The 26,213-nt window shown below is 72.5% G+C and carries 26 protein-coding genes; 14 read left to right on the top strand and 12 right to left on the bottom strand.

The window, feature by feature from the left end:
• The first annotated feature begins 119 nt into the window (after positions 1-119).
• From OIB37_RS06435 to OIB37_RS06425, 3 genes are all read left to right on the top strand, one after another.
• Positions 120-1,694 (top strand): ABC transporter substrate-binding protein, encoded by a 1,575-nt coding sequence (locus OIB37_RS06435; protein WP_330456557.1) that lies wholly within the window; start codon positions 120-122, stop codon positions 1,692-1,694.
• An 82-nt stretch (positions 1,695-1,776) separates the two neighbouring features.
• Positions 1,777-2,460: a uracil-DNA glycosylase gene (gene ung, locus OIB37_RS06430; RefSeq protein WP_330461776.1), complete on the top strand. Its 684-nt coding sequence runs from the start codon at positions 1,777-1,779 to the stop codon at positions 2,458-2,460.
• A gap of 216 nt (positions 2,461-2,676) precedes the next feature.
• Positions 2,677-3,201 carry a hypothetical protein gene (locus tag OIB37_RS06425; RefSeq protein WP_330461775.1) on the top strand — a complete coding sequence of 175 codons (525 nt, stop codon included), beginning with the start codon at positions 2,677-2,679 and terminating at the stop codon, positions 3,199-3,201.
• Between the two features lie 324 nt (positions 3,202-3,525).
• Here OIB37_RS06425 and OIB37_RS06420 read toward each other — a convergent pair whose 3' ends face one another.
• Both OIB37_RS06420 and OIB37_RS06415 read right to left on the bottom strand, forming a co-directional pair.
• A complete protein-coding gene (locus tag OIB37_RS06420; RefSeq protein ID WP_330456556.1) occupies positions 3,526-4,002 on the bottom strand; it encodes a hypothetical protein in 477 nt (158 codons plus the stop codon).
• 115 nt (positions 4,003-4,117) lie between these two features.
• Entirely contained in the window at positions 4,118-4,630 is a 513-nt protein-coding gene (locus OIB37_RS06415) for a DinB family protein (protein WP_330456555.1), read from the bottom strand.
• A 218-nt stretch (positions 4,631-4,848) separates the two neighbouring features.
• Between OIB37_RS06415 and OIB37_RS06410 the strand changes: the two genes are divergently transcribed.
• Positions 4,849-6,306, top strand: coding sequence for an NF041680 family putative transposase (locus OIB37_RS06410; RefSeq protein ID WP_330455968.1), 1,458 nt, complete (start codon positions 4,849-4,851; stop codon positions 6,304-6,306).
• Between the two features lie 364 nt (positions 6,307-6,670).
• The gene (locus OIB37_RS06405) at positions 6,671-7,582 is read left to right on the top strand and encodes a Gfo/Idh/MocA family protein (protein WP_330456554.1); all 912 of its coding nucleotides are present in this window, start codon (positions 6,671-6,673) and stop codon (positions 7,580-7,582) included.
• Here OIB37_RS06405 and lnt read toward each other — a convergent pair.
• The gene (gene lnt, locus OIB37_RS06400) at positions 7,500-9,074 is read right to left on the bottom strand and encodes an apolipoprotein N-acyltransferase (RefSeq protein WP_330456553.1); all 1,575 of its coding nucleotides are present in this window, start codon (positions 9,072-9,074) and stop codon (positions 7,500-7,502) included. The two genes, OIB37_RS06405 and lnt, sit on opposite strands and share 83 nt — an antisense overlap.
• A gap of 82 nt (positions 9,075-9,156) precedes the next feature.
• On the bottom strand, positions 9,157-9,627 hold the full coding sequence (locus OIB37_RS06395) for a nuclear transport factor 2 family protein (protein ID WP_330456552.1): 471 nt from the start codon (positions 9,625-9,627) through the stop codon (positions 9,157-9,159).
• A gap of 217 nt (positions 9,628-9,844) precedes the next feature.
• On the opposite strand from OIB37_RS06395, the gene OIB37_RS06390 reads away from it, so the two are divergent.
• The 3 genes from OIB37_RS06390 (at position 9,845) to OIB37_RS06380 (ending at position 11,731) form a co-directional block, all read left to right on the top strand.
• The gene (locus OIB37_RS06390) at positions 9,845-10,153 is read left to right on the top strand and encodes a hypothetical protein (protein ID WP_330456551.1); all 309 of its coding nucleotides are present in this window, start codon (positions 9,845-9,847) and stop codon (positions 10,151-10,153) included.
• A 141-nt stretch (positions 10,154-10,294) separates the two neighbouring features.
• Positions 10,295-10,948: a hypothetical protein gene (locus OIB37_RS06385; protein WP_330456550.1), complete on the top strand. Its 654-nt coding sequence runs from the start codon at positions 10,295-10,297 to the stop codon at positions 10,946-10,948.
• 42 nt (positions 10,949-10,990) lie between these two features.
• The gene (locus tag OIB37_RS06380; RefSeq protein ID WP_330456549.1) at positions 10,991-11,731 is read left to right on the top strand and encodes an SDR family NAD(P)-dependent oxidoreductase; all 741 of its coding nucleotides are present in this window, start codon (positions 10,991-10,993) and stop codon (positions 11,729-11,731) included.
• A gap of 137 nt (positions 11,732-11,868) precedes the next feature.
• On the opposite strand, the gene OIB37_RS06375 is transcribed toward OIB37_RS06380, so the two are convergent.
• The 3 genes from OIB37_RS06375 to OIB37_RS06365 form a co-directional block, all read right to left on the bottom strand.
• Positions 11,869-12,048 carry a hypothetical protein gene (locus OIB37_RS06375; RefSeq protein WP_330456548.1) on the bottom strand — a complete coding sequence of 60 codons (180 nt, stop codon included), beginning with the start codon at positions 12,046-12,048 and terminating at the stop codon, positions 11,869-11,871.
• A gap of 491 nt (positions 12,049-12,539) precedes the next feature.
• Positions 12,540-13,418 carry an undecaprenyl-diphosphate phosphatase gene (locus OIB37_RS06370; RefSeq protein ID WP_330456547.1) on the bottom strand — a complete coding sequence of 293 codons (879 nt, stop codon included), beginning with the start codon at positions 13,416-13,418 and terminating at the stop codon, positions 12,540-12,542.
• Positions 13,419-13,849: 431 nt separating this feature from the next.
• Entirely contained in the window at positions 13,850-14,314 is a 465-nt protein-coding gene (locus OIB37_RS06365; RefSeq protein ID WP_330456546.1) for a winged helix-turn-helix transcriptional regulator, read from the bottom strand.
• 95 nt (positions 14,315-14,409) lie between these two features.
• Here OIB37_RS06365 and OIB37_RS06360 point away from each other — a divergent pair, with 95 nt between their 5' ends.
• Positions 14,410-15,579, top strand: a complete 1,170-nt coding sequence (locus OIB37_RS06360) for a thiolase family protein (RefSeq protein ID WP_330456545.1) — start codon at positions 14,410-14,412, stop codon at positions 15,577-15,579.
• A gap of 33 nt (positions 15,580-15,612) precedes the next feature.
• On the opposite strand, the gene OIB37_RS06355 is transcribed toward OIB37_RS06360, so the two are convergent.
• Entirely contained in the window at positions 15,613-16,392 is a 780-nt protein-coding gene (locus OIB37_RS06355; protein WP_330456544.1) for a TVP38/TMEM64 family protein, read from the bottom strand.
• Between the two features lie 317 nt (positions 16,393-16,709).
• Between OIB37_RS06355 and tuf the strand changes: the two genes are divergently transcribed.
• The 3 genes from tuf to OIB37_RS06340 all read left to right on the top strand — a co-directional run bounded on the left by tuf (position 16,710) and on the right by OIB37_RS06340 (position 19,602).
• The gene (gene tuf / locus OIB37_RS06350; protein WP_330456543.1) at positions 16,710-17,888 is read left to right on the top strand and encodes an elongation factor Tu; all 1,179 of its coding nucleotides are present in this window, start codon (positions 16,710-16,712) and stop codon (positions 17,886-17,888) included.
• A gap of 131 nt (positions 17,889-18,019) precedes the next feature.
• A complete protein-coding gene (locus OIB37_RS06345) occupies positions 18,020-18,865 on the top strand; it encodes a spermidine synthase (protein WP_330456542.1) in 846 nt (281 codons plus the stop codon).
• A 206-nt stretch (positions 18,866-19,071) separates the two neighbouring features.
• Positions 19,072-19,602, top strand: coding sequence for a hypothetical protein (locus tag OIB37_RS06340; protein WP_330456541.1), 531 nt, complete (start codon positions 19,072-19,074; stop codon positions 19,600-19,602).
• A gap of 81 nt (positions 19,603-19,683) precedes the next feature.
• Here the strand turns inward: OIB37_RS06340 and OIB37_RS06335 are convergent, their stop codons facing one another.
• The 3 genes from OIB37_RS06335 to OIB37_RS06325 are packed head-to-tail and all read right to left on the bottom strand — an operon-like array spanning position 19,684 to position 22,442.
• Positions 19,684-20,979, bottom strand: a complete 1,296-nt coding sequence (locus OIB37_RS06335; RefSeq protein ID WP_330456540.1) for an MFS transporter — start codon at positions 20,977-20,979, stop codon at positions 19,684-19,686.
• A gap of 57 nt (positions 20,980-21,036) precedes the next feature.
• Positions 21,037-21,351: a hypothetical protein gene (locus tag OIB37_RS06330; protein WP_330456539.1), complete on the bottom strand. Its 315-nt coding sequence runs from the start codon at positions 21,349-21,351 to the stop codon at positions 21,037-21,039.
• 53 nt (positions 21,352-21,404) lie between these two features.
• Entirely contained in the window at positions 21,405-22,442 is a 1,038-nt protein-coding gene (locus OIB37_RS06325) for a hypothetical protein (protein ID WP_330456538.1), read from the bottom strand.
• 117 nt (positions 22,443-22,559) lie between these two features.
• Between OIB37_RS06325 and OIB37_RS06320 the strand changes: the two genes are divergently transcribed.
• Together OIB37_RS06320 and OIB37_RS06315 are read left to right on the top strand one after the other, a co-directional pair.
• Positions 22,560-23,012: a DUF4442 domain-containing protein gene (locus tag OIB37_RS06320; protein ID WP_330456537.1), complete on the top strand. Its 453-nt coding sequence runs from the start codon at positions 22,560-22,562 to the stop codon at positions 23,010-23,012.
• 234 nt (positions 23,013-23,246) lie between these two features.
• Complete coding sequence (locus tag OIB37_RS06315) at positions 23,247-25,289, top strand: ricin-type beta-trefoil lectin domain protein (protein ID WP_330456536.1); 2,043 nt, start codon at positions 23,247-23,249, stop codon at positions 25,287-25,289.
• Here the strand turns inward: OIB37_RS06315 and OIB37_RS06310 are convergent.
• Positions 25,208-26,140, bottom strand: a complete 933-nt coding sequence (locus OIB37_RS06310) for a lysylphosphatidylglycerol synthase transmembrane domain-containing protein (RefSeq protein ID WP_330456535.1) — start codon at positions 26,138-26,140, stop codon at positions 25,208-25,210. The genes OIB37_RS06315 and OIB37_RS06310 overlap by 82 nt on opposite strands.
• Positions 26,141-26,213 lie beyond the last annotated feature (73 nt).

Here is a 26,213-nt window from a genome sequence, read left to right as displayed (position 1 = left end):
CAACGTCGTCATCGTCCGTTTGATCAACAAGCCCTGTTTCAGGGGAGGTTCAAGGGGCCCTGCGCTGCGGTATGGTCTGCCGACCCGACCCTTGGTATGGCAGATCGAGGAGCGTGCGCGTGTTCAACCGGAACCGATTCCTGCGGAGGGTCGCGGCGATCGCGTCCCTGTCCCTGGCGACCGGCTGCGGGCTTTTGTCCAGCGACCCGAACAGCCAGGGACCGATCGTCGTCGGGACGACGAGTTCCCCCAGCACGCTGGACCCGGCAGGCGCCTGGGACGGTTCGTGGGAGATGTTCCGCAACATCTACCAGACGCTCCTCGCCTACCCGAACGGTGCCACCACGCCCCAGCCGGACGCCGCCGAGAGCTGCGCCTTCACCGACAGCGGCAACCGCACCTACAGCTGCAGGCTGCGCGACGGCATGGAGTTCGCCGACGGCGACCCGCTGAACGCGAAGGCCGTCCAGCACTCCATAGACCGCATCCGCAGCATCAACGCCCCCAGCGGCCCCGCCGGACTCCTCGGCAGCCTGGAGAGCGTGGAAGCCGTCGGTGACCGTGAGGTGGTCTTCCACCTCAACAAGGCCGACGCCACCTTCCCGTTCGTGCTGGCCACCCCGGCCATGTCGATCGTCGACCCCAGCGACTACCCCTCCCGCTCACTGCGCAAGGACAGCCAGGTCAACGGCTCCGGGCCGTACCGTCTGGAGTCCTACGAGGAGGGCAAGGAAGCCGTCCTGGTCCGTAACGACCACTACCGCGGCTTCGCCGACCGGCAGAACAACGAAGTGACCATCCGGTACTTCCAGGACTCCGCCACCATGGTCAAGGCGCTGCGCGACAAGCAGATCGACGTCACCTACCGGGGACTCACCGCCGACGACATCATCGACCTGCAGAAGCAGGGCGGCTCCGACCTGCAGCTGGTCGACGGCGCCGGCACGGACATCAGCTACCTGGTGTTCAACCCCAAGGACTCCTGGGCCAAGCAGCCCGCGGTGCGCAAGGCCGTCGCCCAGATCGTGGACCGCGGCGCGATCGCGCACAAGGTCTACAAGGACACCGTGGACCCGCTGTACTCCATGGTCCCCAAGGGCCTGACCGGCCACACCACCTCCTACTTCGACGACTTCGGCGACCCGAGCGTGGCCAAGGCGCGCAAGATCCTCGACGGAGCGGGCATCCACCAGCGCGTCCCGCTCACCTTCTGGTACACCACCGACCGCTACGGCTCCGAGACGGCCGTGATGTTCCAGGAGCTGAAGCGGCAGCTGGAGAACTCCGGCCTGTTCACGATCACTCTCCGCAGCCGCCCCTGGAAGACCTACGTGGTCGGCTACCAGAAGGGCGAGTACCCGGTGTTCGGCCGCGGCTGGTTCCCCGACTTCCCCGACGCGGACAACTTCATCGCGCCCTTCGTCGGCGAGAAGAACGCGCTCGGTACGCCGTACCCGGCCAAGACGATCACCACGGTCCTGCTGCCCCATTCACGCACCGAGACCGACCGCGGCAAGGTGGTGAAGGACCTGGGGGCGGCCCAGCAGATCATCGTGAACGACACCCGCCTCGTCCCGCTGTGGCAGGGCCGGCAGTTCCTCGCCGCCAGCGACGACATCGCCGGCGGCGAGCGGTCCCTGGACCCGTCGACGATCATGATGATGTGGGAGCTGCACCGCAAGACCAGCTGGTGAGCGTCCTCGCTTGCCCGATTGTCAGTGGTCGCCTGTAGGTTCTGAGGAACGGGAAGTGACCGCACATCGTGAGGACGTTGACGTGACCGACATCGCCATGCTGCCCGAGTCCTGGCGCGGGGCTCTGGGCGACGAGCTGGACCAGCCCTACTTCAAGGAGCTGACCGAGTTCGTCGAGGAGGAGCGGGCGAAGGGTCCCGTCTATCCGCCGCGCGATCAGGTCTTCGCCGCGCTGGAGGCGACGCCGTACGAGCGGGTCAAGGTCCTTGTCCTCGGCCAGGACCCCTACCACGGCGAGGGCCAGGGCCACGGGCTGTGCTTCTCGGTCCGTCCCGGAGTGAGGACGCCGCCCTCCCTGCGGAACATCTACAAGGAGATGCACGCGGAGCTGGACCTGCCGATCCCGGACAACGGCTACCTGATGCCGTGGGCCGAGCAGGGCGTGCTGCTGCTCAACGCGGTGCTCACCGTCCGGGCCGGCGAGGCCAACTCGCACAAGGGCAAGGGCTGGGAGAAGTTCACGGACGCGGTGATCCGCGCGGTGGCGTCCCGGCCCGACCCGGCCGTCTTCGTGCTGTGGGGCAACTACGCGCAGAAGAAGCTCCCGCTGATCGACGAGAGCCGGCACGTCGTGGTCAAGGGCGCACACCCCTCCCCGCTGTCCGCGAAGAAGTTCTTCGGCTCCCGCCCCTTCACGCAGATCAACGAGGCCGTCGCCGGGCAGGGCCACGAGCCGATCGACTGGCGGATCCCGGACCTCGGCTGACCGGCGACGGGGCGCGGCCCCGGGCCGGATCCGGTGCGCGCCCCCGCCCGCCGACCGGGCGCGGCGCCGGGTCGTTACGGGGCCGCCTGCCCGGGATTGCCGGCGCCTGCGGTTAGCGTCGGTGCAGAGGGCCGGCGAGACGGCCGAGGAGACGGCTGCCGGCACGGCTGCCGAGTGACGGCCGTCGACACGGCCGGCGACGGTCCGGAGGACGCGGTGGCGGAGCGACAGGAGCAGGCGGCGGCCCCGGACGCCGTGCTGACGCGGATCGGGCAGGTCGTGATGCTGCACCACGGAGGCGACCGCGAGGAGGCCAGGCGCCGTCTCCTGGAACTCTGGGTCGAGACGGGTGCGGCCGGAGATCCGTTGCACCGCTGCACACTGGCGCACTATCTCGCCGACACCCAGGACGATCCGGCCGACGAACTGGCCTGGGACCTGCGGGCGTTGGCGGCGGCGGGGGAACTGACCGACGGCCGCCCCGGAGCCGACCCGTCGTCGGTGCGCGGCTTCTATCCCTCCCTGTACCTCAACCTCGCCGCCGACTATCTGAAGCTCGGCCGCTCCGAGGCCGCCCGCACCCACCTCACCCTGGCCCGCCGCGCCTCCGGCACCCTCGCCGACGACGGCTACGGCGCCGGGGTCCGCGCGGCCATCAGCCGTCTGGAACTGCGCCTGGGCGACGACGGGCCCGCCGGCGGGGAGGGGTGGGGACCGCCTCGACAGCGGCCCACGAGCTGAGTCGTACGGCGGGCCGCGGCCGGACACGCGCGGTACGGGGCGGGCGCGGCACCGGGCGAACACGGTATGCGGTGCGCGGTGTGTGGTGCGGGTCGCGGCAGTGCCTCGCAGGGGCCTTTGAGGCCGGCCGGCTCGAACGCCACGGAACTCCGCGGCGGCGGGTGGCGCCGATACGGCCGCGGCACCGAGCCTTGCGGCAGCCGGGCAGCCGGGCAGCCGGGCAGCCGGGCAGCCGGGCAGCCGGGCAGCCGTACGGGCGGGGTGCCGGGGTGCCGGGCTGCGTGCGGGCGGGGTGCCGGCCTCCGGGGCGGTGCCGCGTGCCGGTCAACGGCCGTACGCCCGACCGCAGATCACCGCCTCGGGGCTGTCCTTGTGCCAGCCGCCGTACCGCTTGCCGAGGGCGCACACGTCCGGCGCCTTCGGGACCGCCCGGGTGACGTCCGGGACGCCGGTGCGCGCGTGCCGGGGGTGGTCGGGGCGGTCCGGGCGCGGCGCGGTGCGTGGGGCGGCGGGCGGCGCCGGGGGAGGGTGCGGGGCCGGAGGGGCCGGCGGACGGTGCGAGGCCCCGGGCCCGGGTCGGTGAGGGTGGCGGGACGGCCCGACCATCTCCAGTGCCTCCCGGGCCGGCGCCTGGACGACCCGGGGCTCGGCGCTGCCGTCCGTCCTGGGCGCCGCCGGCTGTGAGGGCGCGGTGTCCGGCGGGGGGCCGGGTGCCGCCTGCCGCTGGACCGTCACGCAGCCGGAGAGGGCCGAGACGGCGACGGTGAGCAGGAGCGCTGCGGTGGTCGTCCTTCGATGCACCCGCGCAACTCTGCTGGTTCGGTCCCCGTCTTGGCACCGCGGACGGGAGCCCGATGCCCCCGCACGGGTGATCTCCTGCCCCGCAGGGAGTGACCCGCGGTACCGAGGGTGACGCTCAGTCGCCGGTGCTGCCGTCGATCCGCTCGCGGACGAGGTCGGCGTGGCCGTTGTGCCGGGCGTACTCCTCGATCATGTGGGTGTAGATCCAGCGGAGGTTGAACGGCCGGCCCGTACGCCTGCTGAGGCCCTTGGAGAAGTCGTCGAGCGCGAAGGCCGCGGCGTCGCGCCGGGCCGCGGCCACCTCGGTCTGCCAGGTGGCGTACGTCTCCTGCCAGGTGTCGGACTCGGTGACGCGGAAGTCGCCGTCCGGGTCCTCCTCCGACGAGTACAGCAGCCCCTGGTCCTCGCCGAGCAGCACCTCGTGGAACCAGTAGCGCTCCACCTCGGTCAGATGCCGGACCAGGCCCAGGAGCGTCAGTCCGGACGGCTCCACCGAGGCGGTGCGCAGCTGCGGGTCGGTCAGCCCCTCGCACTTCGTGATCAGGGTCTGGCGGTGGTAGTCGAGCCAGCCTTCCAGCATGGCGCGTTCCCCGGCGTCGGTGGCGGGTTCTTCCCGTGTGATCGTCATGCCCGCATCATGCTTCAAGTCCCGTGCAGTGGCCAGGAGTTTTGGGTCGCCCGGAAGTCTCCGCGAGCAACTCCCCTAGCTTGATCTTTAACGTGCCGCGTCGAATGGCGCGTCGAACTTGATCACTCGGTCCGGTAATCGCCGTACGTCAAAGCGGCCTTCGTCTGAACATGTGCTCCGACCAAGGAACACACACGTCCAGCACGAAGGCCGTGAAGATGAGTCTGCTGCATCGTGGTGCCCGACAAGAACCGCTGACGCAACTGTCATGCTTCCGGGGCGAGTTCTACTCCTGCCTGACCGCTCGTTCGGATGCGCTGTTCGAGCTGGCCGACGCTGTTCTGTGCGGTGACGGACCGGTGAGGTCGCTGGCCGAGCTGTCACTGGTGGGCGAACACCGCCGCGGACACGGAGGGCTCTATGCAGCAGTTTCCCGGGGAGGCATCGATGCCGACCGGCTGCGGCAGGCGCTGGCCGCGGTGCCGCTGCCGCGTGCTGCCGACGGCCGGCTCGTCCTGGCTGTCGATGTCACCTGCTGGCTGCGGCCCGATGCCCACACCTCACCGCAGCGGATCCTGTGTCACACCTATGGCCGGGGCAAGGACCAGCACATCCCGATCCCCGGCTGGCCGTACTCGATCATCTGCGCGCTCGAGCCCGGCCGCAGCTCATGGACTGCACCCCTGGACGCGTTGCGACTGGCACCCGGCGACGACACCGCCACCGTCACCGCCCGACAACTGCGTGACCTGGTCCAGCGACTGATCACAGCCGGGCAGTGGCACGCGGGCTCGCCGGACATCCTCATCGTCGCGGACGCCGGATACGACGCGCCCCGCCTGGCCTTCCTGCTGAGAGACCTGCCGGTCCAGGTGCTGGCCCGGATGCGCTCGGACCGGGTTCTGCGCCGGGCCGTCCCGCAGCGCCAGCCTCACATCCTGGGCCGCCCGCCCCGACACGGCAGCGAGTTCGTCTTCGGCCAGCCCGACACCTGGGGCACCCCGGACACCAAAACCGTCACCGACACACGCCTCTACGGCCAGGCCACCGCCCGCTCCTGGGACCGACTGCACCCCAAGCTGACTCACCGTTCCTCCTGGGCCGCAGCCGACGGCACGCTCCCCATCGTCGAGGGCAGCGTGATCCGCCTGGACATCGACCAACTGCCCAGCGGCGCAACTCCCAAGCCGGTCTGGCTCTGGTGGTCAGGCACCGACGCCACCCCGGCGGACACCGACCGTCTCTGGCAGACCTACCTGCGGCGATTCGATATCGAGCACACGTTCCGCCTGTTCAAGCAGACTCTCGGCTGGACCTGTCCGAAGATCCGCACCCCCGAGGCGGCGGACCGATGGACCTGGTTGATCCTCGCCGCCTACGCGCAACTCCGTCTCGCTCGCCCGCTCGCAGCCGACCTGCGTCGTCCCTGGGAGAAACCCAGTTCTCCAGACCGACTCACACCCGCCCGCGTCCGCCGCGACTTCCGGCACATCCGCCCACAAGCCGCCTGCCCAGCCCAAGCACCGAAATCCTCCCGACCCGGTCCCGGACGACCACCGGGCCGAAAGAACACCCGGCCCACACCCCGCCACGACGTGCACACACCCCGCAAAACACAGCCAGCGAAACGGCAAACGAAGAAGTTAACCACCCCACGACCACGCCGCACAGGTTAAAGATCAAGCTAGGCCCTGTCGTCAAACTCCTGCCTGCCTCGCGACGCCATGCACGTCCTCTCGCCGCACCGGGCCCTGGCCCACGTACATCCAGTACGCGGGCCAGGGCCCAGCACGCCGAGAGAACGCACCTGACGCCGCGAGGCCCGCCCTCCGGGCGGACGACGGGAGTTTGACGACAGGACCTAGCCCCTCGCGGATCTCCCCCCAACTCGGCGCCGCGGCACCGGAGGAACCCGCCGTCCAAGGCCGGTCCCGCGCTCCTCCTGCGCGGCTTCGACGGCATCGCCGACCGGCGGCCCCCGTATCCTGCGAGGGAGGAACCGGCGGGAGAACCCGGTGGGAGAGCGGCAGGAGAGAGCACGTGAAGGTCGGCTGTATCGGACTCGGGGACATCGCGCAGAAGGCCTACCTCCCGGTGCTCGGCACCCAGCCGGGGATCGAGCTGCACCTCCAGACCCGTACCCCCGCCACTCTCGAGCGCGTCGCGGACACGCTGCGCGTGCCCGGCCCGCAGCGCCACACCACGTTGGACTCCCTGCTGGACGCCGGCCTCGACGCGGCCTTCGTGCACGCGCCCACCGCCGTCCACCCCGAGATCGTCACCCGGCTCCTGGAGGCGGGCGTGCCCACCTACGTGGACAAGCCGCTCGCCTACGAACTCGCCGATTCCGAGCGGCTGGTGGCCCTCGCCGAGCAGCGGGACGTCTCGCTCTTCGTCGGCTTCAACCGCCGTTACGCCCCCGGGTACGCCCAGTGCCAGGAGCACGCCCGCGACCTGATCCTCCTGCAGAAGAACCGGATCGGGCTGCCCGAGGAACCGCGCTCCATGATCCTGGACGACTTCATCCACGTCGTCGACACCCTGCGCTTCCTGGTGCCCGGACCCGTCGACGACGTCAGCGTGCGCGCCCGCACGGAGGGCGGCCTGCTCCACCACGTCGTGCTCCAGCTCGCCGGTGACGGCTTCACCGCGCTCGGCGTGATGAACCGGCTCAGCGGCTCGGCCGAGGAGATCCTCGAGGTCTCCGGGCAGGACACCAAGCGGCAGGTGATCAACCTCGCCGAGGTCATCGACCACAAGGGACAGCCGACGGTCCGCCGGCGCGGCGACTGGGTGCCGGTGTCCCGCCAGCGCGGCATCGAACAGGCGGTCCTCGCCTTCCTCGACACCGTCCGCGCGGGCCAGGTGCTCAGCGCCAGGGACGCACTGGCGACTCACGAACTCTGCGAGCGGGTGGTGCGAGAGGTTCTCGACCGCTCCGGCGCAGCCTGAGCGCCCGCACACCCTCCGTCGCACACAGCGCGGCGAGCACCAGCACCGCGCCGTCCGCAGGCCAGTCGCCGTGGCGGACGTACGGGGTGACCCCGTGCGCGAGCGGGACGTCGTACACGTGGACGGCACTCTCGTCGGTGCCGAGCCACGGGCCGAGACGCTGCCCGCCGGGGCCGTAGACGGCGGAGACCCCGGTCAGCGTGGCGTGCACCATCGGGCGGCCGGTCTCGGCGGCGCGCAGCGCGGCGAGCGACGCGTGCTGCTCCGGGGCCCAGCTGTCCTGGAAGCTCGAGGTGGCGGACTGGCCCAGCAGCACGTCCGCGCCGTCCTCGGCGAGGTGGCGGCTCATGTCCGGGAACGCGGTCTCGAAGCACACCAGCGGGCCGATCCGCAGCCCGTGCCCGACGTTCATCACGACCTGCTCGCCGCCGCGCCGCCGGTCCTCGCCGGCCGCCTTGCCGACCGAGGTGGCCCAGCCGAGCAGGGAACGCGCCGGAACGTACTCGCCGAACGGGACCAGCCGCATCTTGTCGTACCGGTCGCCCGTCGGCCCGCCGGGCCCCACGAGGACCGAACTCTTGTAGATGCCGGGGCGGTCGGAGCGGCGGGCGTCCACGTTGACCAGGAGGTCGGCGCCCGTGTCCCGGGACAGCGCGGCGAGCCGCCGGGACAGGTCCGGCCGGTCCGCCAGGTCGTGGCCGACACTGGACTCGCCCCACACGACCAGGTCGATGTGCCGCCCGGCCAGTCGCCGGGTCAGCCGCTCCTCCAGGTCGAAGCGTCTCGCCGCGCTGTGCGGCCCGTCCACGACGCCCGGCTGTACGACGGCGATCCGGACCCCGCCGTCGACGTGCGGACGAGGTGCCCACAGCCACGTCGCCGAGGTCGCGGCGGCCGTGGCCACCAGCGACGCCACCGCCGGCACCCGCGCCTCGCGCACCGACACCAGCACCGTCACCGCCACGTTCACGGCGACCACCAGGAAGCTCAGCAGCCACACCCCGCCCACCGAGGCCAGCCGCAGCGCCGGGCCCACCTGCCACTGACTGGCGCCCAGCATGCCCCAGGGGCCGCCCAGCCCCTGCCAGGAGCGGACCAGTTCCACCGCGAGCCACGCCGACGGCAGCACCAGCAGCGCGGCCGCGCCCCGCCCCGGTGAGGGTCTCCCGCCCAGGTACCGGCGGGCCAGCCACCCCCATGGCGCCCACAGCAGGCTCAGCAGCGCCGCTATCAGGAAGATGAACACGTGCAGGCTCGGCAGCAGCCAGTGGTGTACCGCCAGCATGAACCCGAAACCGCCGCACCAGCCGTCGTACGCCGCCCGCCGTCCGGTCGGCGCCGAGCGCGCCAGCAGGAGCCACGGGACCAGGGCGACGTAGGCGAACCACCACAGCGAGGGCGCCGGGAACGCGAGGACGGGCAGCGCACCCGCGAGGGCGGCGGCGCACGAGCGCCGCCAGGGAGAGGTCAGCCAGCGGTTGATCGTCCTCATACGGGCTCCCTACCCAGCCTGCCTCCAGTGTGCGCGCCGCGGACGATCTCCGACAGGGGGCGGGTTCATCGTGGACGCGCCCCTAGGCCGGGTCGGACTCCGCTCCGCGGCGCCAGCTCTCGTGCACGATCACCTCGTTCAGGCGCCAGCCGTCCGTCGTGCGCAGCAGCCCGAAGTCGTACCGGCCGCCGCACTCCAGGTCGGGCGCGCCCGGACCGTCCGGGCCGGACAGGCGCCGGGGGCTGAGGTAGTCGGCCCGCACCCGGGCGGTGTCCCCGGTGTCGTGGTCCAGTACGCCGAACCGCAGTTGGCGGTTGACGATGAGGTGCTGGCGCATCACGAACGGCGCCAGGCTCCCGGAGAGCCACGCGGTCACCCGGTCCGCGTCGCCCTCGATACCTCCGGCGGAACGGTAGTCGGCCCGCCCGTCCGCCGTGAACAACCCCCGGAACGCCGTCCAGTCACCGTCGTCCGCGGTCACCGCGTACGCGGTGACCAGCTCGTCCACTGCCAGTCGGTCCATTACGGTCGCGAGCACCACACGCTGCGTCATCGGCACAGTGTTGGGCACCGGGAGCCCGGAGCCAAGAGGCGCGCCGCGATATTCGATGGCGCGGGGCGCCGCAGGCCCCGAACCTGGTCCCCGTGAACGATCAATTCGCCGCACCGGAGCCGGAGTACCGCGTCCGCACCCGGACGGTCCGGGTCGTCCGGGTGCGTTCCCGGCCCCTGCCCGCACCGGATCCGGTGAACGCCTGAGAGGATGCCGTGTGACCCACTACCTGCGATTCTTCTTCGAGGCCGGAGTGGACACTCCGTTGTGGCCGCAGGACATGGGCAGTCCGTACGGCCATCCCTGCGTGCTGGAGCGGCTGCCGATAAGCCCGGCGGTCATGGCCGAGCTGGCCAGGCTGTCCGAGTGGTATCAGGGTTCGATCGACTGGGACTACCCGCCGAATCCGTCGCCGTGGTCCGACGAGGAGCTACGGCTCTTCAAGGAGCAGGCGCACGCGGCCCTGGAGGAGCTCCGCCGTGAGCTGGGCGAGGGCTGGGTGGTCTGGGACGAGAGCCTGCTGTGAGCGGCGGGGTCTTCGTGCGCGTCCGGGGCGGGAGCGTCGCCGGTGGCACGGGCGAACGCGGGAGTTCACCGGATGATCCACCGGCAGGCGGGCATGGAGCACCGGCAAGCGGCCACAGGCCCGTGCGTGGATCATGCGGCGATGACGAACAGGACCAGGAAAGTGCCTCAGACCGAGCAGCCAGGCTGTGAAACGAAGCTCTCCGCGTACCAAAAGGCTCTGCGGGACCGGCTTCTCGCCGCCCCTGTGACACCCGCGCCGGAGCCCTGGCAGCCTGTTTCCGAGCGCCGCGTCCCGGTCGGCGGACTTCTCGGTATCGGCTTCGCGACGCACCCTGGCAGCGGCCACGACCTGGTGATGGTCGTCTCGCGCGACGGTCATGGTCTCTTCGACGCCGTCACGGGGGAGAAGATCGCCCGGGACCGCGATCCCGACCCGGAGGAAAGCACTCCCGACGCTGCCGACGATCTGACATGCCCCGGGCTGGGCCCGGTCGCCGGCAGCAGGGTGCACATCGCCGGGCTCTTCGGCGGAGGGCTGCACACCACCACCGAGGACGGCTGGACCCTGGAGGTCGTCACCCCGGCGTGGCCCAACGAACGTGTGTTGCTGTCCGGCGACGGTGGGTTGCCCCACTCCGGTCCCCACGGAGAGCGTTGGTGGCACATCTTCCACTCCCACTACTCCGAACTGCGAGCGGTCGGTTTCTCTCCCTCGGGGCGAACCATCGCCGTCGCGACGAGCAGTGATCTCTCCCTGTGGACCCGCCCGACCGGTCACCGGAGCCGGGCGTAGGCTGCCGGGGCCTGGGAGCGTCGGAGCTTTGGAGGGGACAGGATGAGCCGTGCCATCACCGTCGTCACGGGCGGCAGCCGGGGAATCGGCGCCGCGACCTGCCGACGGCTCGCGGCGGACGGGCATGACCTGGTCCTCGGGTACGTCCGGGACACGGAGGCGGCGGAGGGCGTCGCGCGGGAGGTGCGCGAGGCGGGCGCGCGGTGTGTCGCCGTGCGCGCCGACACCTCCGTGGAGGCCGACGTGGAGCGGCTGTTCGAGGTCGCGGAAGAACAACTGGGCCCGGTCACGGGGCTGGTGAACAACGCCGGGGTCACGGGGCGGCTCGGACGGCTGACCGACACCGGGACCGACGTCCTGCGCCGGGTCGTGGACGTCAACCTGCTGGGCACGCTGCTGTGTTCACGCCGTGCCGCGCAACTGATGACGGCCCGCGGCGGCGGGGCGATCGTGAACGTCTCCTCCGCCGCGGCCACCCTCGGCAGTCCGGGCGAGTACGTCCACTACGCGGCGACCAAGGCGGCCGTCGACGCCCTGACCCTGGGTCTCGCCAAGGAACTCGGCCCCGACGGCGTCCGGGTGAACGCGATCGCTCCCGGGGTCATTGACACCGAGATCCACGCGACGGGCGGCGACCCGGAACGCGCGCACCGCCTGGCCTCCGCCATCCCTCTGCGGCGTCCCGGCCGGGCCGAGGAGATCGCCGCGGCCGTCTCCTGGCTGTTGTCGCCGGAGGCCTCGTACACGACGGGGACGGTGCTGCGGGTGGCGGGCGGCCGCTGACCGGGGTGGCCTGCCTGGTGACCGCCGGCAGTTGCCGGGTGGGTGCCCATCGTTGCCGGTCGTCGCCGGATGGGTGCCGGCCGGGGACGTCGGGGCTCGTGGGCCGGGCGTCCGCCTGCCGGTCACCGCTTGCGGGCTCAGGCCGCCTCGATGATCTCCCCTCGGATGGCCGCCGCCCACTCGACCACCAGCAGCTCGTACTCCGCGCGCTCTCCGGCCGACAGGTAGCCGCTCGTCCGCAGCCACAACGCCCGGATCTGCTCGTTGACTTCGGCGGCAGACCGCGCGTAACCAGGGGGCATCGAATCGGGGGACATGCGGGCAAGCGTAGGGGCAGGCACTGACACTGCGCTACCGCTCGGCTACGCAGAAGGCGGGAGCTGGTCACCGGTCGGGCCGGCCGGAGGCGAGGGTGACGCTCGGCCGCCCCGGACCGGCACGCATATGCCCTGGTGGGCGGCGGTGCGGAAGAAAGCCCGCGGGAGGGCGAAGTGCCGGGGCAGGTATTCCGCAGGTCACCGGAGAAACCACGGAACCCGCAGGCGGCGGCCGCTTCGGCGGGCGTCGTCGGGAGGCCGGCGAGGGCGGTGTCGAGGTCGACCTCGTCCAGGCTGCGGGAGATGGCCGAAACCGCGGGGCGAACCAGGAGCCGGGGCGGGTCGGTGATGCCGTCGTGGACGGTGATGAATCGCTGTGCCAGGGCCACGTGGTGGGATCCTCGTCGGCCACCGGCCACCGGCCACCGGCCACCGGCCACCGACCGCCGGGGCCGTAGGGGGGCGGGAACCCCGGCCGGTGGCCGGGAGCGTCAGCTCGCCGACTCCGCGGCGTGCGGGCTCAACACACCCGCGCCGACCAGGGCGATGATGACGATGCCGAGGGCGACGCGGTACCAGACGAACGGCATGAAGCTCTTGTTGGAGATCCACTTCATGAACCAGGTGATGACGGCGTACCCGGAGGCGAACGCGATGACCGTGGCGAACAGGGTCGGCCCCCAGGCCACGGGCGTGTCGCCGTCCACCGAGTCCTTCACCTCGAACACGCCGGAGGCGAGCACCGCGGGGATGGCGAGCAGGAAGGAGTAGCGGGCCGCGTCCTCACGCTTGTAGCCCATGAAGAGGCCGCCGCTGATGGTGGCGCCCGAGCGGGAGACGCCGGGGACGAGGGCGCAGGCCTGGCAGAGGCCGAAGACCAGCCCGTCCTTGACGCTCAGGTCCGCCAGTGTCTTGCGCTGCTTGGGGCTGCGGTGCCGGCGGCCCGTCTCGTCGCGGGCCGCCATGCGGTCGGCGATGCCGATCACCACGCCGACGACGATGAGCATCGTGGCCGTGACCCGCAGATCACGGAACGGCCCCTCGATCTGGTCCTTGAGCGTCACACCGAGCACGCCGATCGGGATCGATCCGACGATGACCAGCCAGCCCATCTGGGCGTCGTGGTCACGGCGTACCGCCTTGTCGAAGAGGGACCGGAACCACGCCGAGACGATCCGCCCGATGTCCTTGCGGAAGTAGATCAGCACAGCCGACTCCGTGCCGATCTGGGTGATCGCCGTGAAGGCCGCCCCGGGGTCCTCCCAGCCGGAGAAGGCCGCGGTGAGCCGCAGGTGCGCGCTGGAGGACACGGGCAGGAACTCGGTCAGCCCCTGGACGAGTCCGAGGACGAGGGATTCGAGCCAAGACATGGAGGTGTGAGGTCCAAGTGCTGAGAGGAGGTGGGGTGATCATGTGACCAGGGGCAGCGTAGCGGGCGCGGTCCACAGGAAACTCACAGGGGTTGTGCGGGAGGCGCCCGCGTGGAGACGGGCGCGCGGGCGCGGCTCGGGATTCCCGCCGCCGTCAACGGGCCTTCCGGGGGCTGCAGTTCCACGCGGCGTCTCGCGGCGGTCGCGGGTTGCCGCCGGGGCACGCGTCACGCGTCCGTCGGTCGCGTCTCCGCGTCGGCTTCCGGGTCAGGTGTCCGTCGGTCGTGCCTCTGCGTCGGCTTCCGGGTCAGGTGTCCGTCCGGTCACGCCTCCGCGTCCGCTGTCCGGTCACGCGTCCGCCCCGTCGCACCTCCCGCGTCGGCTGCCCGGTCACGCCTCCGCCCCGTCGCACCCCCCTGCCGTCGCGTCCCTCACGCCGCCGGGCCGGTGACCGTCCAGCCGGTGACCTGTGGGTGGGCCGTCAGGTCCGCGTGCCGTACCTCGTCGCCGCAGGCGCGGCAGGTGACCTGCGGGACCAGTTCGTTTCCGCAGCTGTGCTCGATCACCATGGGGCGGTCGCCCGTCCGCAGATGGCGGTCGCCCCACTCCATGAGCGTCATCAGGACCGGCTCCAGCTCCAGGCCCGCCTGCGTGGGCCGGTACTCGAAGCGCTGCGGGCGCTCGCTGTAGGCGTGCTTGGTGAGGATCCCGGCGTCGACGAGCCGGCGCAGCCGGGTGGCCAGGATGTCGCGCGGGGCGCCGATGTTGCGCACCAGCCGGTCGAAGCGGCCGTTGCCCAGGCACACCTCCCGCAGGACGAGCAGGGAGTACTTCTCGCCCACGAGCGCGAGGGCGTCGGCGATGGAGCAGGGGCGCGGGTCTTTCGGGGCGGCCATGGGTGCCAGTCTACGGGAGGGTTTGATTTTCCAACCTACGGAGTTATGGTGAGTTCGGATGTCCTACTCACCGGTAGCCGCGGGAGGCCCGCACCATGCGAGACGCAGTCATCGTCGAAGCTGTACGCACCCCCATCGGCAAGGGCAAGCCGAACGGTTCGCTCGCCCACGTCCACCCCGTGCAACTCCTCGCGCACACCCTGCGCACCCTGGTCGAGCGCTCCGGTGTCGACCCGGCGCTCATCGACGACGTCATCGGCGGCACCGTCGACCAGGTCGGCGAGCAGGCCATGAACACCACCCGGTACGCGGTCCTCGCGGCCGGATTCCCCGAGGCGGTCCCGGCGACCACGGTGGACCGTCAGTGCGGCTCCTCCCAGCAGGCCGTGCACTTCGCCGCGCAGGGCGTCATCTCCGGCGCGTACGACCTCGTCGTCGCCTGTGGTGTGGAGTCCATGAGCCGGGTGCCGATGTGGTCCAACGTCCCCGCCGGCAAGGACCCCTTCGGTCCGGGCGTCGCCGAGCGCTACCCCGAGGGCCTGGTCCCGCAGGGCGTCAGCGCCGAACTCGTCGCCGCCAAGTGGTCCCTCACCCGCGAGCGGATGGACGCGTTCGCCATCTCCTCGCACCAGAAGGCCGCCGCCGCGTGGCAGGCCGGGCTGTTCGACGCCGAGGTGGCGCCTCTGGACGGCGTCACCCGCGACGAGTGCGTACGGCCCGGCAGCACCCCGGAGATCCTCGCCGGCCTCAAGCCCGCCTACTACGACCCCGGCTTCGCCGAGCGCTTCCCGCAGATCGAGTGGAACGTCACCGCGGGCAACGCCAGCCCGGTCAACGACGGCGCCTCCGCCGTCCTGATCACCTCCAGCGAGACCGCGGCCCGGCTCGGCCTGCGCCCCCTCGCCCGCCTGCACAGCTTCGCCGTCACCGGCTCCGACCCGCTGCTCATGCTCACCGGCGTCGTCCCGGCGACCGAGAAGGTGCTGCGCAGGGCCTCCCTGAGCCTCGCCGACATCGACCTGTTCGAGGTCAACGAGGCGTTCTCCAGCGTGGTCCTCGCCTGGCAGCAGGAGACCGGCGCCGACCTCGCCAAGGTCAACGTGCACGGCGGCGCCATCGCCCTCGGCCACCCGCTGGGAGCCAGCGGCACGCGCCTGACCACCACCCTGGTCCACGCGATGCGCGAGCGCGGCGCCCGCTATGCCCTGCAGACCATGTGCGAGGCGGGCGGCCTCGCCAACGCGATGGTCCTGGAAGGGATGTGAGGCCGGTGCGGGACCGGTGCGGCCCCTGCCGGTTCAGCGGCCGCGCAGGTGGTGGCGCTTGCGCCAGGCCACCACGGTGCCCGCCAGAGCGGGGAGGGTGATGGCGGCCATCGCGATCAGGAAGGCCGGGGAGGTCGGCGCCGAGGCGCGGGCGCCGGCGACCGCGTAGGCGGCCGTGTTCGGGACCGAGCCGAGCGCCGTGGCCAGCAGGAAGGGCAGCCAGCGCATCCGGGAGACGGCGGCACAGTAGTTCGCCGCCCAGAACGGCACACCGGGAAAGAGCCGCGCCGCCAGCATCGAGCGGAAGCCGTGCCGGCTGAGCTGGCCGTCGGCAGCCTTCAGCCAGCGGCCGCGCAGCAGCGGCCGCAGCGCGTCCTGGCCGAGCAGCCGGCCCAGTCCGAAGGCCAGCCCGGCACCGAGCACTGTGCCGGCCAGCGCGGTGGTCAGCCCCAGCGGGGAGCCGAACAGCGCGCCCGCCGCCAGGTTGAGCAGGGGGCGCGGCACGAACGCCACCGTGCACAGCCCGTACGCCGCGGCGAACACCACGGCCGCCGCGGCGCCACCGAGCTGCGGCGGCCAGCCGTGGGTCAGGAGCCGCTGCGGATCGAACAGCAGCACACATGCTCCGGCGCCCGCGAGCAGCGCGAGCAGCAGCGACAACCGGGCGTACGGGGACAGCAGCGCGCGCGTGCAACGGGCGGCGGGGCCCGGGTGCGGCAGGGGCGGGACGGGGGCGGGGACGGCGAGCTCCGTGGCGGCGGCCCGGGGAGAGGCCGTGGCGGTGCCCCCAGAGCGGGTGGTGGCATCGAGCATTCGGTGACACTAACCGACGAACGTGTGTGATCGGCGTACGGTCATCGCCCTTTTCCGGGACGTTCGCCGCGAAAAACCATTCGACGTGGGACGACGGGTCCGCGATGATCTGGCTCATGTTCCGGTACGCCTTCCTCCTCGCAGCATCCGCCGTCGCGGATGCGCCGAAGGCTGCCGTGCCGATCCTCGTGGCCGCTGTCGACGGCGCCCGAAGCTGACCCTCTCCGGAAAGTCCGGCGGACCCCGCAGGGGGAGGGTCGGCCAGTCCTCGGGGTCCCACTTTTCCGTACGTTCCGGAGAGACTTCGAGGTACAGCCATGCCCAAGACGGCATACGTGCGCACCAAGCCGCACCTGAACATCGGCACGATGGGCCACGTCGACCACGGCAAGACCACCCTGACCGCTGCCATCACCAAGGTCCTGGCCGAGCGCGACAGCGCCGGCACCACCCGGTACGTGTCGTTCGACCGCATCGACCGCGCCCCGGAGGAGGCCGCCCGCGGCATCACCATCAACATCGCGCACGTCGAGTACGAGACCGACACCCGGCACTACGCCCACGTCGACATGCCGGGCCACGCCGACTACGTCAAGAACATGGTCACCGGCGCCGCGCAGCTCGACGGGGCGATCCTCGTCGTCTCCGCGCTCGACGGGATCATGCCGCAGACCGCCGAACACGTGCTGCTCGCCCGGCAGGTGGGCGTCGACCACATCGTGGTGGCGCTCAACAAGGCCGACGCGGGTGACGAGGAGCTGACCGACCTGGTCGAGCTGGAGGTCCGTGACCTGCTCACCTCGCAGGGGTATCCGGGCGACGCCGTACCCGTCGTACGGGTCTCCGGGCTGAAGGCGCTGGAGGGCGACCCGCGCTGGACGGCGTCCGTCGAGGCGCTGCTGGACGCGGTGGACACGTACGTGCCCATGCCCGAGCGGTACCTGGACGCGCCGTTCCTGCTGCCGGTGGAGAACGTGCTCACCATCACCGGGCGCGGGACCGTCGTCACCGGCGCCGTGGAGCGCGGGACCCTCCGCGTGGGGGACCGGGTGGAGGTGCTCGGAGCCGGCCTGGAGAGCGTCGTCACCGGGCTGGAGACCTTCGGCAAGCCGATGCAGGAGGCGCAGGCCGGGGACAACGTGGCCGTGCTGCTGCGCGGGGTGCCGCGGGACGCCGTGCGGCGCGGGCACGTCGTCGCGGCGCCGGGGAGCGTGGTGCCCAGCCGGCGGTTCGCGGCGCGGGTGTACGTGCTCGCCGGGCGCGAGGGCGGCCGTACGACGCCGGTGTCCACCGGGTACCGGCCGCAGTTCTACATCCGTACGGCGGACGTGGTCGGGGACGTCGACCTGGGGGAGGCGGCGGTCGCCCGGCCTGGTGAGACGGTGGAGATGACCGTTGAGCTGGGGCGGGAGGTGCCGTTGGAAGTCGGGCTCGGGTTCGCCGTCCGGGAGGGTGGACGGACGGTGGGGGCCGGGACCGTCACGTCCGTCTGGTGAGGGTCCCGAGACCGTAGGGGGCTGAGGTGCGTGGGGGCTGCGGGCCGGTTCGCGGCTGGTCGCGCAGTTCCCCGCGCCCCTGAGGTCGGGCCTCGTACCCGGTGCCTTCCAGCACCGGCGACAATGGGTTCGTGAGTGAAGCCATACCCGTCACCCGGACCGTCGACCACGGCACCGCCAAGCTGATGCCCGACGTCGACCGTGAGAGGGCCTGGCTGCTCACGGTCGACGGAGCACCGCAGTCGTACGTCGACCTGGACGACCCCGCGTACCTGGAGTTCGAGTACGCGCGCCGGCTCGGGTACGTGCTCGACACGGTGGGTGAGGCGGGCCGGCCGCTGGACGTGGTGCACCTGGGCGGGGGAGCTCTCACGCTGCCCCGCTACGTCGCCGCGACCCGGCCCGGCTCCCGGCAGGACGTCGTGGAGGCCGACCGGGCCCTGCTGGAGCTGGTCGTCGAGCACATGCCGCTGCCGGCGGACTCGGGCGTCGCGCTGCACGCCGGTGACGCCCGGGCCTGGCTGGAGGAGGCCCCGGGCGACTCGGCCGACGTGCTGATCGCCGACGTCTTCGGCGGCTCCCGTGTCCCGGCCCACCTCACCTCGCTCGGCTACGCGGTCGAGGCCGAGCGGGTGCTGCGCCCGGACGGCGTCTACCTGGCCAACCTCGCCGACGCGGCGCCGTTCGGCTTCCTGCGCTCCCAACTGGCCACCTTCGCCGCCGTGTTCGAGGAGCTGGCGCTGATCGCCGAGCCGGGGGTGCTGCGCGGGCGGCGGTTCGGCAACGCGGTGCTCGTGGCCTCGCATCGCCCGCTCGACACGGCGGCCCTGGCCCGCCGCACCGCCGCCGACGTCTTCCCCGCACGGGTCGAACACGGCCCGGCACTGCGGGAGTTCACCGGCCGTGCGCGCCCGGTCGACGACCGGGACGCGGTCCCGTCGCCCCAGCCCCCCGACGGCGCGTTCGGCATCGGCTGACCTGGCGAGGTTCCGAACTCCGGCGGGAGTCGGTGACGTTCACCGGGGACCTCAGGTCTTGCTCAGGGAATTCGTCACAGGCTCGCGGTCCGCGCGGAGACACTGACACGATCCCGTCACGGCGAACGAGCTGGTGTCCGACACGACCGGGATCTCCCGCGAGGGGCGACTCCGACGTGCCGGCCGGCGTGTGGGGGGGAACCGACATGTCTCATCTGACCCGTGCGGGAACAGGGATCGTGTGCGCGGCGATGCTCTCCGCCGTCGCCGCGTGCTCGGCAGGCCATGCGGACGCCAAGGAGCCCACGCGGCACCCGAGGCCCTCCGCCCCGGCTACGGCCCCGGTCTCAGCCCCTGCCCCGGCCGCCCCCGGCGCCACACGGCCCTCGTCGCTGACACCGCCGGAGCCGGCCGGCGGCGAAGCCCTCGCGGGCCGCCGGAAGGTGACCGCCGGGAACGCGGCCCTGGCCTACGGCGAGGGCCGCAAGGGCGACGCGCTCTTCGTCGAGGTGCGCTGCCAGGGCGCCGGAAAGCTCGAGGTCGTGCTGCGGACCGTTCACGTCTCCTTCCCGCTGGAATGTGCCGCCGATGAGGTCAGCACCATCCACAACCAGCTGGCGGTGAAAGGGGCGGACCGTGAAGGAGTGGCGTCCGTCGCGGCGCCCGCGACCGTGCGCTGGTCCATGACCATCGGCCGTGAGGCACCGGCACGGGAGGAATCGACGGGCGTCGACTGAGCGCGAAAGGGCAGCGCGAAAGGGCTCGCGTCGTCACACGGCGTCGCTGTCGAGGACGGGGACGGCACGGAAGCCGAACCGTCACCCGAGCCCCCCGACGGGGCGTTCGGCATCGGCCGGCACGGCCGGCGACCCGGCGGCGACGGACTCGCCGCGGCGGGTCAGGGTGCGGATGTCGGGGATGAGCAGGACCATCGCCGTGACGACGACGACCAGGACCGCGCAGCCCCACAGCGCCTGGGTCCGGCCGAAGGCCGACTCGGCGGGGCCGGCGAGCGCGGTGGCCAGGGGCATCAGGGAGACCGACCCGAACCAGTCGTAGGCCGAGACGCGGGAGAGCTTGTCCTCGGGTATCTCCTGGTGCAGCGCGGTCATCCAGGACACGCCGAACACCTCCACCGTCGTACCGGCGACGAACATCACCGCGTACAGCACGCCCACCGGAACCGGTACGGCCAGCGCGGCCGAGGGCAGGGCCAGCGGGAAGACGCACAGCGTGCCGGCGAAGAGCAGGCGGCGGGGTTTCCAGCGGGTCATCAGCAGGGCGCCGGCCACCGTGCCCGCGCCGAACGCGCCCAGCGCCAGGCCCCAGGGTCCCGCGCCGCCCAGGCTGTCGCGGGCGACGAGCGGGCCGTAGACGGCGTCGGCCGCGCCGACCACCGCGTTGGCGAGGGAGAACTGCACGACCACGCCCCACAGCCAGGGCCGGCCCGTGAACTCCCGCCAGCCCTCCCGGAGATCGGCCAGCATGCCCTCGCCCGGAGCGCGCGGCGGTATGTGCCCGACGTCGAGGAACGCGCGCAGCGAACCGGCGACGGCGAAGGCCGCCGCGTCGAAGGCGAGCACCCAGCCGGGGCCGACCGCGGCGACCAGGGCACCACCCAGGGCCGCTCCGCCGAGCGCCGCGCCCTGGGTGGCCATACGGAAGAAGGCGAACGCCCGGCCCGCCTGCGCCCCCTGCACCGAGGACATCAGCATGCCCTCGGCCGCCGGGCTGAAGAACGCCTGCCCGGTGCCGCCGAGCGCGGTGAGCAGCATCATCTGCCACAGCCGGGGCTCGCCGGTGAGCACGAGCACCGCGAAGGCCGCCTGGGAGAGGAAGTTGAGGATGTTGGCGGCCACCATCACCCGGTGCCGGGGCAGCCGGTCCGCGACCGCGCCGCCGATGAGCAGGAACACCACCAGCGGCACGGTGCGGGAGGCGGCCACCAGACCCACGTCGCCGCCGTCGCCGCCCGTGTCCAGGACGGCGAAGGCGGCGGCGATGAGCGAGCCGTTCGCACCGAGGCCGGTCACGATGGCCGCGGTGGTCAGCAGGGTGTAGTTGCGGCCGGCCCAGGCGGGTGCGGTCGCCGGTGAGGCAAGGCGTTCGGTCACCGCGGAACTATCGCGCGGAGTCCGTCCGCAAGCCAACCGGACCGCCGGCGCGTGGTCTCAGCCGACGCTCAGGTCGCCCGAGTAGATCCAGCCGTGGCTGTAGGGGGAGTCGGTGAAGTACCAGAGGTTGCCGTAGCTGTTGACGCACTGCTGCGTCAGGCGCACCTTGTAGCCTTGGCCGAGGTTGGTGATGAGCCGCGAGCTCGCGTAGTAGTTGACCCGGATCGGGTTCAGGGTGTGCTTCGTGACCATCTGCGCGCTCGCCGCCTTGCACTTCGTGACCGGGGTGGCCATGGCCGAAGGCGTTGCCAGCAGTGACACGGCTCCTCCCAGGGCCAGTGCCGTGAGCATCGCGGTGACTTGACGCTTCATCCGTCTCCCTCAGTAGGTACCCCGCTGCCTCGTGCGGGAGCGGGGGGCGCTCGTCACGACCCGGTCGGGTCGCCGTGCAGGCGCACGGTACGCATGATCTTGATCATGGTGCTGTCCGGCACTTCCTCATGGACGCCGGCCGCACCGTAGAGGTTCCAGGCCACGAAGTCGCCCTGGGAGTTCTTGAAGCCGAACGTGATGGCCTTGCCGTCGCTCGCGCACTTGGACTTCCCCTTCTGGGGACTGTTGTGCGACCGGGCCCACGCGTAGCTGCCGACGATGCCGGAGTCCGTCTTGAACTCCTTGGCCTTCTTGTCGAAGGTGAGGCTCTTCTTGTCGGGCTGCGTGTAGCCGCCGTAGACCCACCAGGCCACCTGGTTGACGGCCACCTCGCCCGTGTTCGCGGCGCCGCCGGCCCCCTTGGTACCGGTCACGGCCAGCGGGGTGTCGTCGACCCTGCCGTCCTTGTCGTCGTCGGACGAGCACCACTTCGAGCGGTACTCGGCCGTTCCCGACATCGCGATGAGCGGCTTGAGGTCGTCGGACTTCTTGTCCTCGAAGCCGACCTCGAGAGTCGGGGACTGCACCTCCCAGTCCGACGGAACGTCAAAGGCGACGCCCCACTTGGGGTTCACCACGACCTTCCAGCCGGCGACGGTCGGCTTCTCGGTCTCCGTGCCGCGCGGGTTCTCGTCCGCACCGGAGCCGGTGGCACTCGGATCCGTGGAGGGCGACGCGGAACGGGACTTGCCGTCGTTCCCGCCGCCGTCGGCCTTGTCGTCGTTGTTCCCGCCGAGGACCAGGAACCCGGTCACCCCGGCGGCCACCAGCACGGCCGCGGCCGCCACGATCGCGACGAGCTTCGTCCGGTTCCCGCCACCGCCACCGCCGCCCGGCGGGGGCTGCGGGGCACCCATGGGCGCCGTGGCCCCCCACTGCGGCTGCTGCGCGTAGGGGCCCGGCTGCTGATAACCGGGCTGCTGGTACGGATTCGGTTGCTGGTACCCCGGTTGCTGGTACGGATTCGGCTGCTGGTGCGGGTTGTTCTGCGGGTTCTGCTCGCCCCCGGACGGCTGCTGTCCTGGCCACATGGGCGCCCACATTAGCGCCGCCGGGGACGCGATTCGGTCACGGCCCCTTCCCGGAGCCGTGACAAAGCCGGGATCAGCCCTGGCCAGCGCCTGCTACCCATGAGTAACATGACGGACATGAGCGCAGACCAGATGTCGATCGGCGAGATGCTCGCCGCCACCGTGCCGATGGCCCGGACGCTGAACCTGGAGTTCCTGGAGACCTCGCCGGAGCGGGCCGTCCTGTCCCTGCCGGACCAGGGCGACTTCCACAACCACGTCGGCGGACCGCACGCCGGCGCGATGTTCACGCTCGGGGAGTCGGCCAGCGGTGCCATCGTGCTGGCCGCGTTCGGGGACCAGCTCTCGCGTGCCGTGCCGCTCGCCGTGCGGGCCGAGATCGCCTACAAGAAACTGGCGATGGGCGCCGTCACCGCGACCGCGACGCTGGGCCGCCCGGCCGTCGACGTGGTGGCCGAACTGGACGCGGGGGAGCGCCCCGAGTTCCCGGTGACCGTCGAGATCCGCCGCGCTGACGGCGCCGTCACGGGCGAGATGCAGGTCGTCTGGACGCTGCGGCCCAACAGCTAGAACGCCGGAAGGCTTTGCGAAGAGGGGTCCTTGCGGGCCCCTCTTTCCGCGTTCACCGGCCAGGCCCTTCGCGCGCCTTGTTTCCCGTGAGGCGTGTGTGCCAGGGTGAGCCTTCCCCTGAGAGGGCAGAGGCCGGGACCGACGAGGCATGCCCTTCGGGTGCATCGACAAGGCACCGCTTCCGGCAGGGCGCCATTTCACATGCCGTCCTGCGGCGGGAAAGGAAATGGCTCCGTGCAGTCCTCCCACCCCCCACACCCCCCGTTGCCGCCGCGCCCCGGCCCGGAACCGGGCGAGTCCGACGGCGATCTCCTCGCCCAGCTCGGCGGCCCCCACGCCCGCCGGCACCGCGCCGTCGCCCTGCTGCTGGCCCGGCACTGGCGTGCCACCCGTGACTACGCGGCCGTCTGCCTGACCGCCGCCGGACCCTCGGCCCAACTCGTCGCCACCGCCGCCTTCCACGACGTGCTCGGCCGGCTGACGGCCGGAACGGCAGGTGTCGCGGTCGACGGCCCCGTCGGTGGCATCGCAGGTGGCCCGGTCGGTGGCCCGGTCGGTGGCGCCCTGCGTCCGCAACTGCTGGTCGCCGTACGTGAATCCGTCCGCGCCTGGGCCGCCGACGACGGAGCCTGCGTGGTCATTCCGGAACTGCGCAAGACCACCGGCGGCCGCGGCCTGCGCGCGACGATGCCCGGCACACCCGAACGGCGCCGCATCGCCGAACGCGCGTTCCTCGCGCTGCCCGCCGCCGCCCAGTGCCTGCTCTGGCACACCGAGGTCGAAGCGGAAACCCCGGACATACCCGCCGGCCTGTCAGGAGTGGACCTGGCCACCGCCCCGGCTGCCCTGGAACAGGCCCGCGAGCGATTCCGGGCCGGCTGCGTACGCGCCCACCGGGAACTCGCGCCCTCCGACGCGTGCCACTCCTTCGACCGCCTCCTCGACGCCCCCGGGCGCCGCGCCGAGGACCTCCCTCCCGACGTGCGCCGGCATCTGACCGTCTGCGCTCACTGCCGGTACGCGGCGGACCAGTTGAGCCACTTCGACGGCGGACTGGACGTCCTGCTCGCCGAGGCCGTGCTCGGCTGGGGCGCCCGCCGCTACCTCGACTCCCGGCCCCGCCGCGGCGCCCACGAGGAGTGTGCGCACGGGCCGGAGGCGGCACTCGACCCGGCCGGCGACCGGTACCGGAGCCCGGCCGGGGGGCGGCGCCGCAGGACGGTGCTCCTCGGCGCCGGCCTCGCCTCGCTCGCGCTGCTCGGCGGCGTGTTCGTGAACAGGGGCTGGACCTATGACAACGCTGTCCACCGGACCGGCGTCATCTGGAGCGCCGGGTCCGACAGCGGTACCGGTCGGCCCGTCGCCGCGCCGGAGCCGCGGCCCCCGGTCGCCTTACTGCCCGCCGCCACGCCGGGCGAAGGCATGACGGTCACCCACGGCAGGCTGCGCGGGCTCGTCTCCGGCCGCTGTCTGGAGGTGAGCGGCGAAGCCGCGGCCACGGGCGCGGCCGTGCGGTCGGCGGCATGCTCGGCCGCCGCCTCGCAGCAGTGGTCGTACGGGTACGACGGTGCGGTGCGCGGCGCCGCCGACCCCACCCGCTGTCTCGCGGCCGACCCCGGGACGGGGAGCCTGGTGCTGTCCGGCTGTGTGACGGGCGCGCGCGGGGTGTCGTACGACGTCGTGGGCCGGTACGTGCTGTCGTTCCGCCGGCAGGGCGGGGGACTCGCCGTCGTTCTGGACTCCGGGCGCCTGGTGGTGGGTGCCCGTGACGGCTCGGCGGAGCAGCGGTGGGTCCTGGAGCGCGCGACGGCGCGGTCGCCGGAGCGGCCCGGCTCCCCGGGCCTGTCCTCAGCGCGGCCGGGACCCTTCGAGGGGGGCGCGGGATCGCCTTCCGGCGGTGGGGCGGGCATGGACGGGCCGGGCGGAAAACCGGGGGAGGGAAGCGGGCTGTACCGAGGGGAGGCTTGGCCGCGGATCGCCCAGGTCCGTGTCGAGCACGCCCCGCGAGGGGCGGCTCCCGAAGGGCCGGTGGGCGGGGCCGCCGTTCCGGGCTCCCCGGTCTCCCCGGACTCGGTGGTCCCTCCGGTCTCGCCGGGCTCCGTGGCGCTTCCGGACTCGGTGGTCCCACCGGTCGTCGCCGGTTCCCCGGTGATCGGCATCCTCGTGTCCGTACCGGCGGACACGGCGGCGAGCGCTCACAGCACCTTCGCGCGGAACAGCGCCGACAGCACCAGCGCCCCCGGTAGCAGCGGAAGCCAGTCGGTCAGCACCCGGTAGCCGATGACGGTCGCCGTGGCCGTCGCCGGCGGGGAGCCGAACGCCACCAGGGTCCACACGAGGGCCGCGTCCACGGCTAGGCCCCCGGGCGCCGGTACGACTCCGACGGCGGTTCCGGCCGCCAGGAAGGCGAGGACCACCTGCACCCAGGGCAGCTCCAGCCCGAGCGCCGCCCCGACACAGACCAGCGTGGCTCCCTGCGCCAGCGGCATCGCCGCGGCCCCGCCCCACAGGGCCAGCACCCGGCCGGGCCGGGAGTGCACCTCCCGCGCGTCGGCGAGCGCGGAGCGGACGAGGCCCACAACCGGGCGCCGTAGCGGTCGTACGGCCGTCAGCAGCGCGCCCGCCGACGCGAGGACGCCGGCCGCCACGGCGAGGGCCGGCAGCAGCGGACGCTCGTCCGGCACCAGCTCCCCGAGTCTTCGCCAGGCCGGGGAGAACGCGAGGAACACCAGGAGGAGCAGCGTCTTCGCGGTGGACCTGACCAGTGAGTACAGGGCGATGGAAGCGGTGGCCCGGGCGGGTGGCACGCCCCGGGTGCGCAGGAAACGGAGCGTGACGGCGTGCGCGCCGAGGCCGCCGGGGAGGACGTGGTTCGCGGCGCCGGCGGCGAACTGCGAGGCGAGCAGCAGCCCCGGCGGCAGCCGGTCCGGCAGCGCGCCCTGCCGGACGCAGGAGGCCGCGGCACAGTTCAGGCAGACGAACCCGGCCCCGGCCAGCAGCCACCAGGGGTCGGCCGCGGCCAGCCGGGCCGCGCCCTCGTACGCGACGGACTGGTTGCCCACCGCCCAGGCCACGGCCAGCAGGAGGGGAGACAGGCACAGGGCGAGGCGGACGGGCCGGGCCGCCATGAGCGAGGGACGGCGTTCCGGGACCGGGGACTCCGGCCGGGGCGGTGCCGGAGGGGAGGGGTCGGGGAGTGCG

Source organism: Streptomyces sp. NBC_00820 (genome assembly GCF_036347055.1).
Classification (GTDB): Bacteria; Actinomycetota; Actinomycetes; order Streptomycetales; family Streptomycetaceae; genus Streptomyces.
Note: the sequence above shows the minus strand (reverse complement) of the source record. Positions and strands in the feature narration are given on the sequence as shown.

Coding starts and splice junctions, on each gene's coding strand:
- OIB37_RS06415 (WP_330456555.1), bottom strand. CDS start 4,630: ATGACGATCACACGGGAAGAACCCGCCACCGACGCCGGGGAACGCGCC.
- OIB37_RS06410 (WP_330455968.1), top strand. CDS start 4,849: ATGAGTCTGCTGCATCGTGGTGCCCGACAAGAACCGCTGACGCAACTG.
- lnt (WP_330456553.1), bottom strand. CDS start 9,074: ATGAGGACGATCAACCGCTGGCTGACCTCTCCCTGGCGGCGCTCGTGC.
- OIB37_RS06395 (WP_330456552.1), bottom strand. CDS start 9,627: ATGACGCAGCGTGTGGTGCTCGCGACCGTAATGGACCGACTGGCAGTG.
- OIB37_RS06385 (WP_330456550.1), top strand. CDS start 10,295: ATGACGAACAGGACCAGGAAAGTGCCTCAGACCGAGCAGCCAGGCTGT.
- OIB37_RS06380 (WP_330456549.1), top strand. CDS start 10,991: ATGAGCCGTGCCATCACCGTCGTCACGGGCGGCAGCCGGGGAATCGGC.
- OIB37_RS06375 (WP_330456548.1), bottom strand. CDS start 12,048: ATGTCCCCCGATTCGATGCCCCCTGGTTACGCGCGGTCTGCCGCCGAA.
- OIB37_RS06370 (WP_330456547.1), bottom strand. CDS start 13,418: ATGTCTTGGCTCGAATCCCTCGTCCTCGGACTCGTCCAGGGGCTGACC.
- OIB37_RS06365 (WP_330456546.1), bottom strand. CDS start 14,314: ATGGCCGCCCCGAAAGACCCGCGCCCCTGCTCCATCGCCGACGCCCTC.
- OIB37_RS06360 (WP_330456545.1), top strand. CDS start 14,410: ATGCGAGACGCAGTCATCGTCGAAGCTGTACGCACCCCCATCGGCAAG.
- OIB37_RS06355 (WP_330456544.1), bottom strand. CDS start 16,392: ATGCTCGATGCCACCACCCGCTCTGGGGGCACCGCCACGGCCTCTCCC.
- tuf (WP_330456543.1), top strand. CDS start 16,710: ATGCCCAAGACGGCATACGTGCGCACCAAGCCGCACCTGAACATCGGC.
- OIB37_RS06340 (WP_330456541.1), top strand. CDS start 19,072: ATGTCTCATCTGACCCGTGCGGGAACAGGGATCGTGTGCGCGGCGATG.
- OIB37_RS06330 (WP_330456539.1), bottom strand. CDS start 21,351: ATGAAGCGTCAAGTCACCGCGATGCTCACGGCACTGGCCCTGGGAGGA.
- OIB37_RS06325 (WP_330456538.1), bottom strand. CDS start 22,442: ATGTGGCCAGGACAGCAGCCGTCCGGGGGCGAGCAGAACCCGCAGAAC.
- OIB37_RS06320 (WP_330456537.1), top strand. CDS start 22,560: ATGAGCGCAGACCAGATGTCGATCGGCGAGATGCTCGCCGCCACCGTG.
- OIB37_RS06310 (WP_330456535.1), bottom strand. CDS start 26,140: ATGGCGGCCCGGCCCGTCCGCCTCGCCCTGTGCCTGTCTCCCCTCCTG.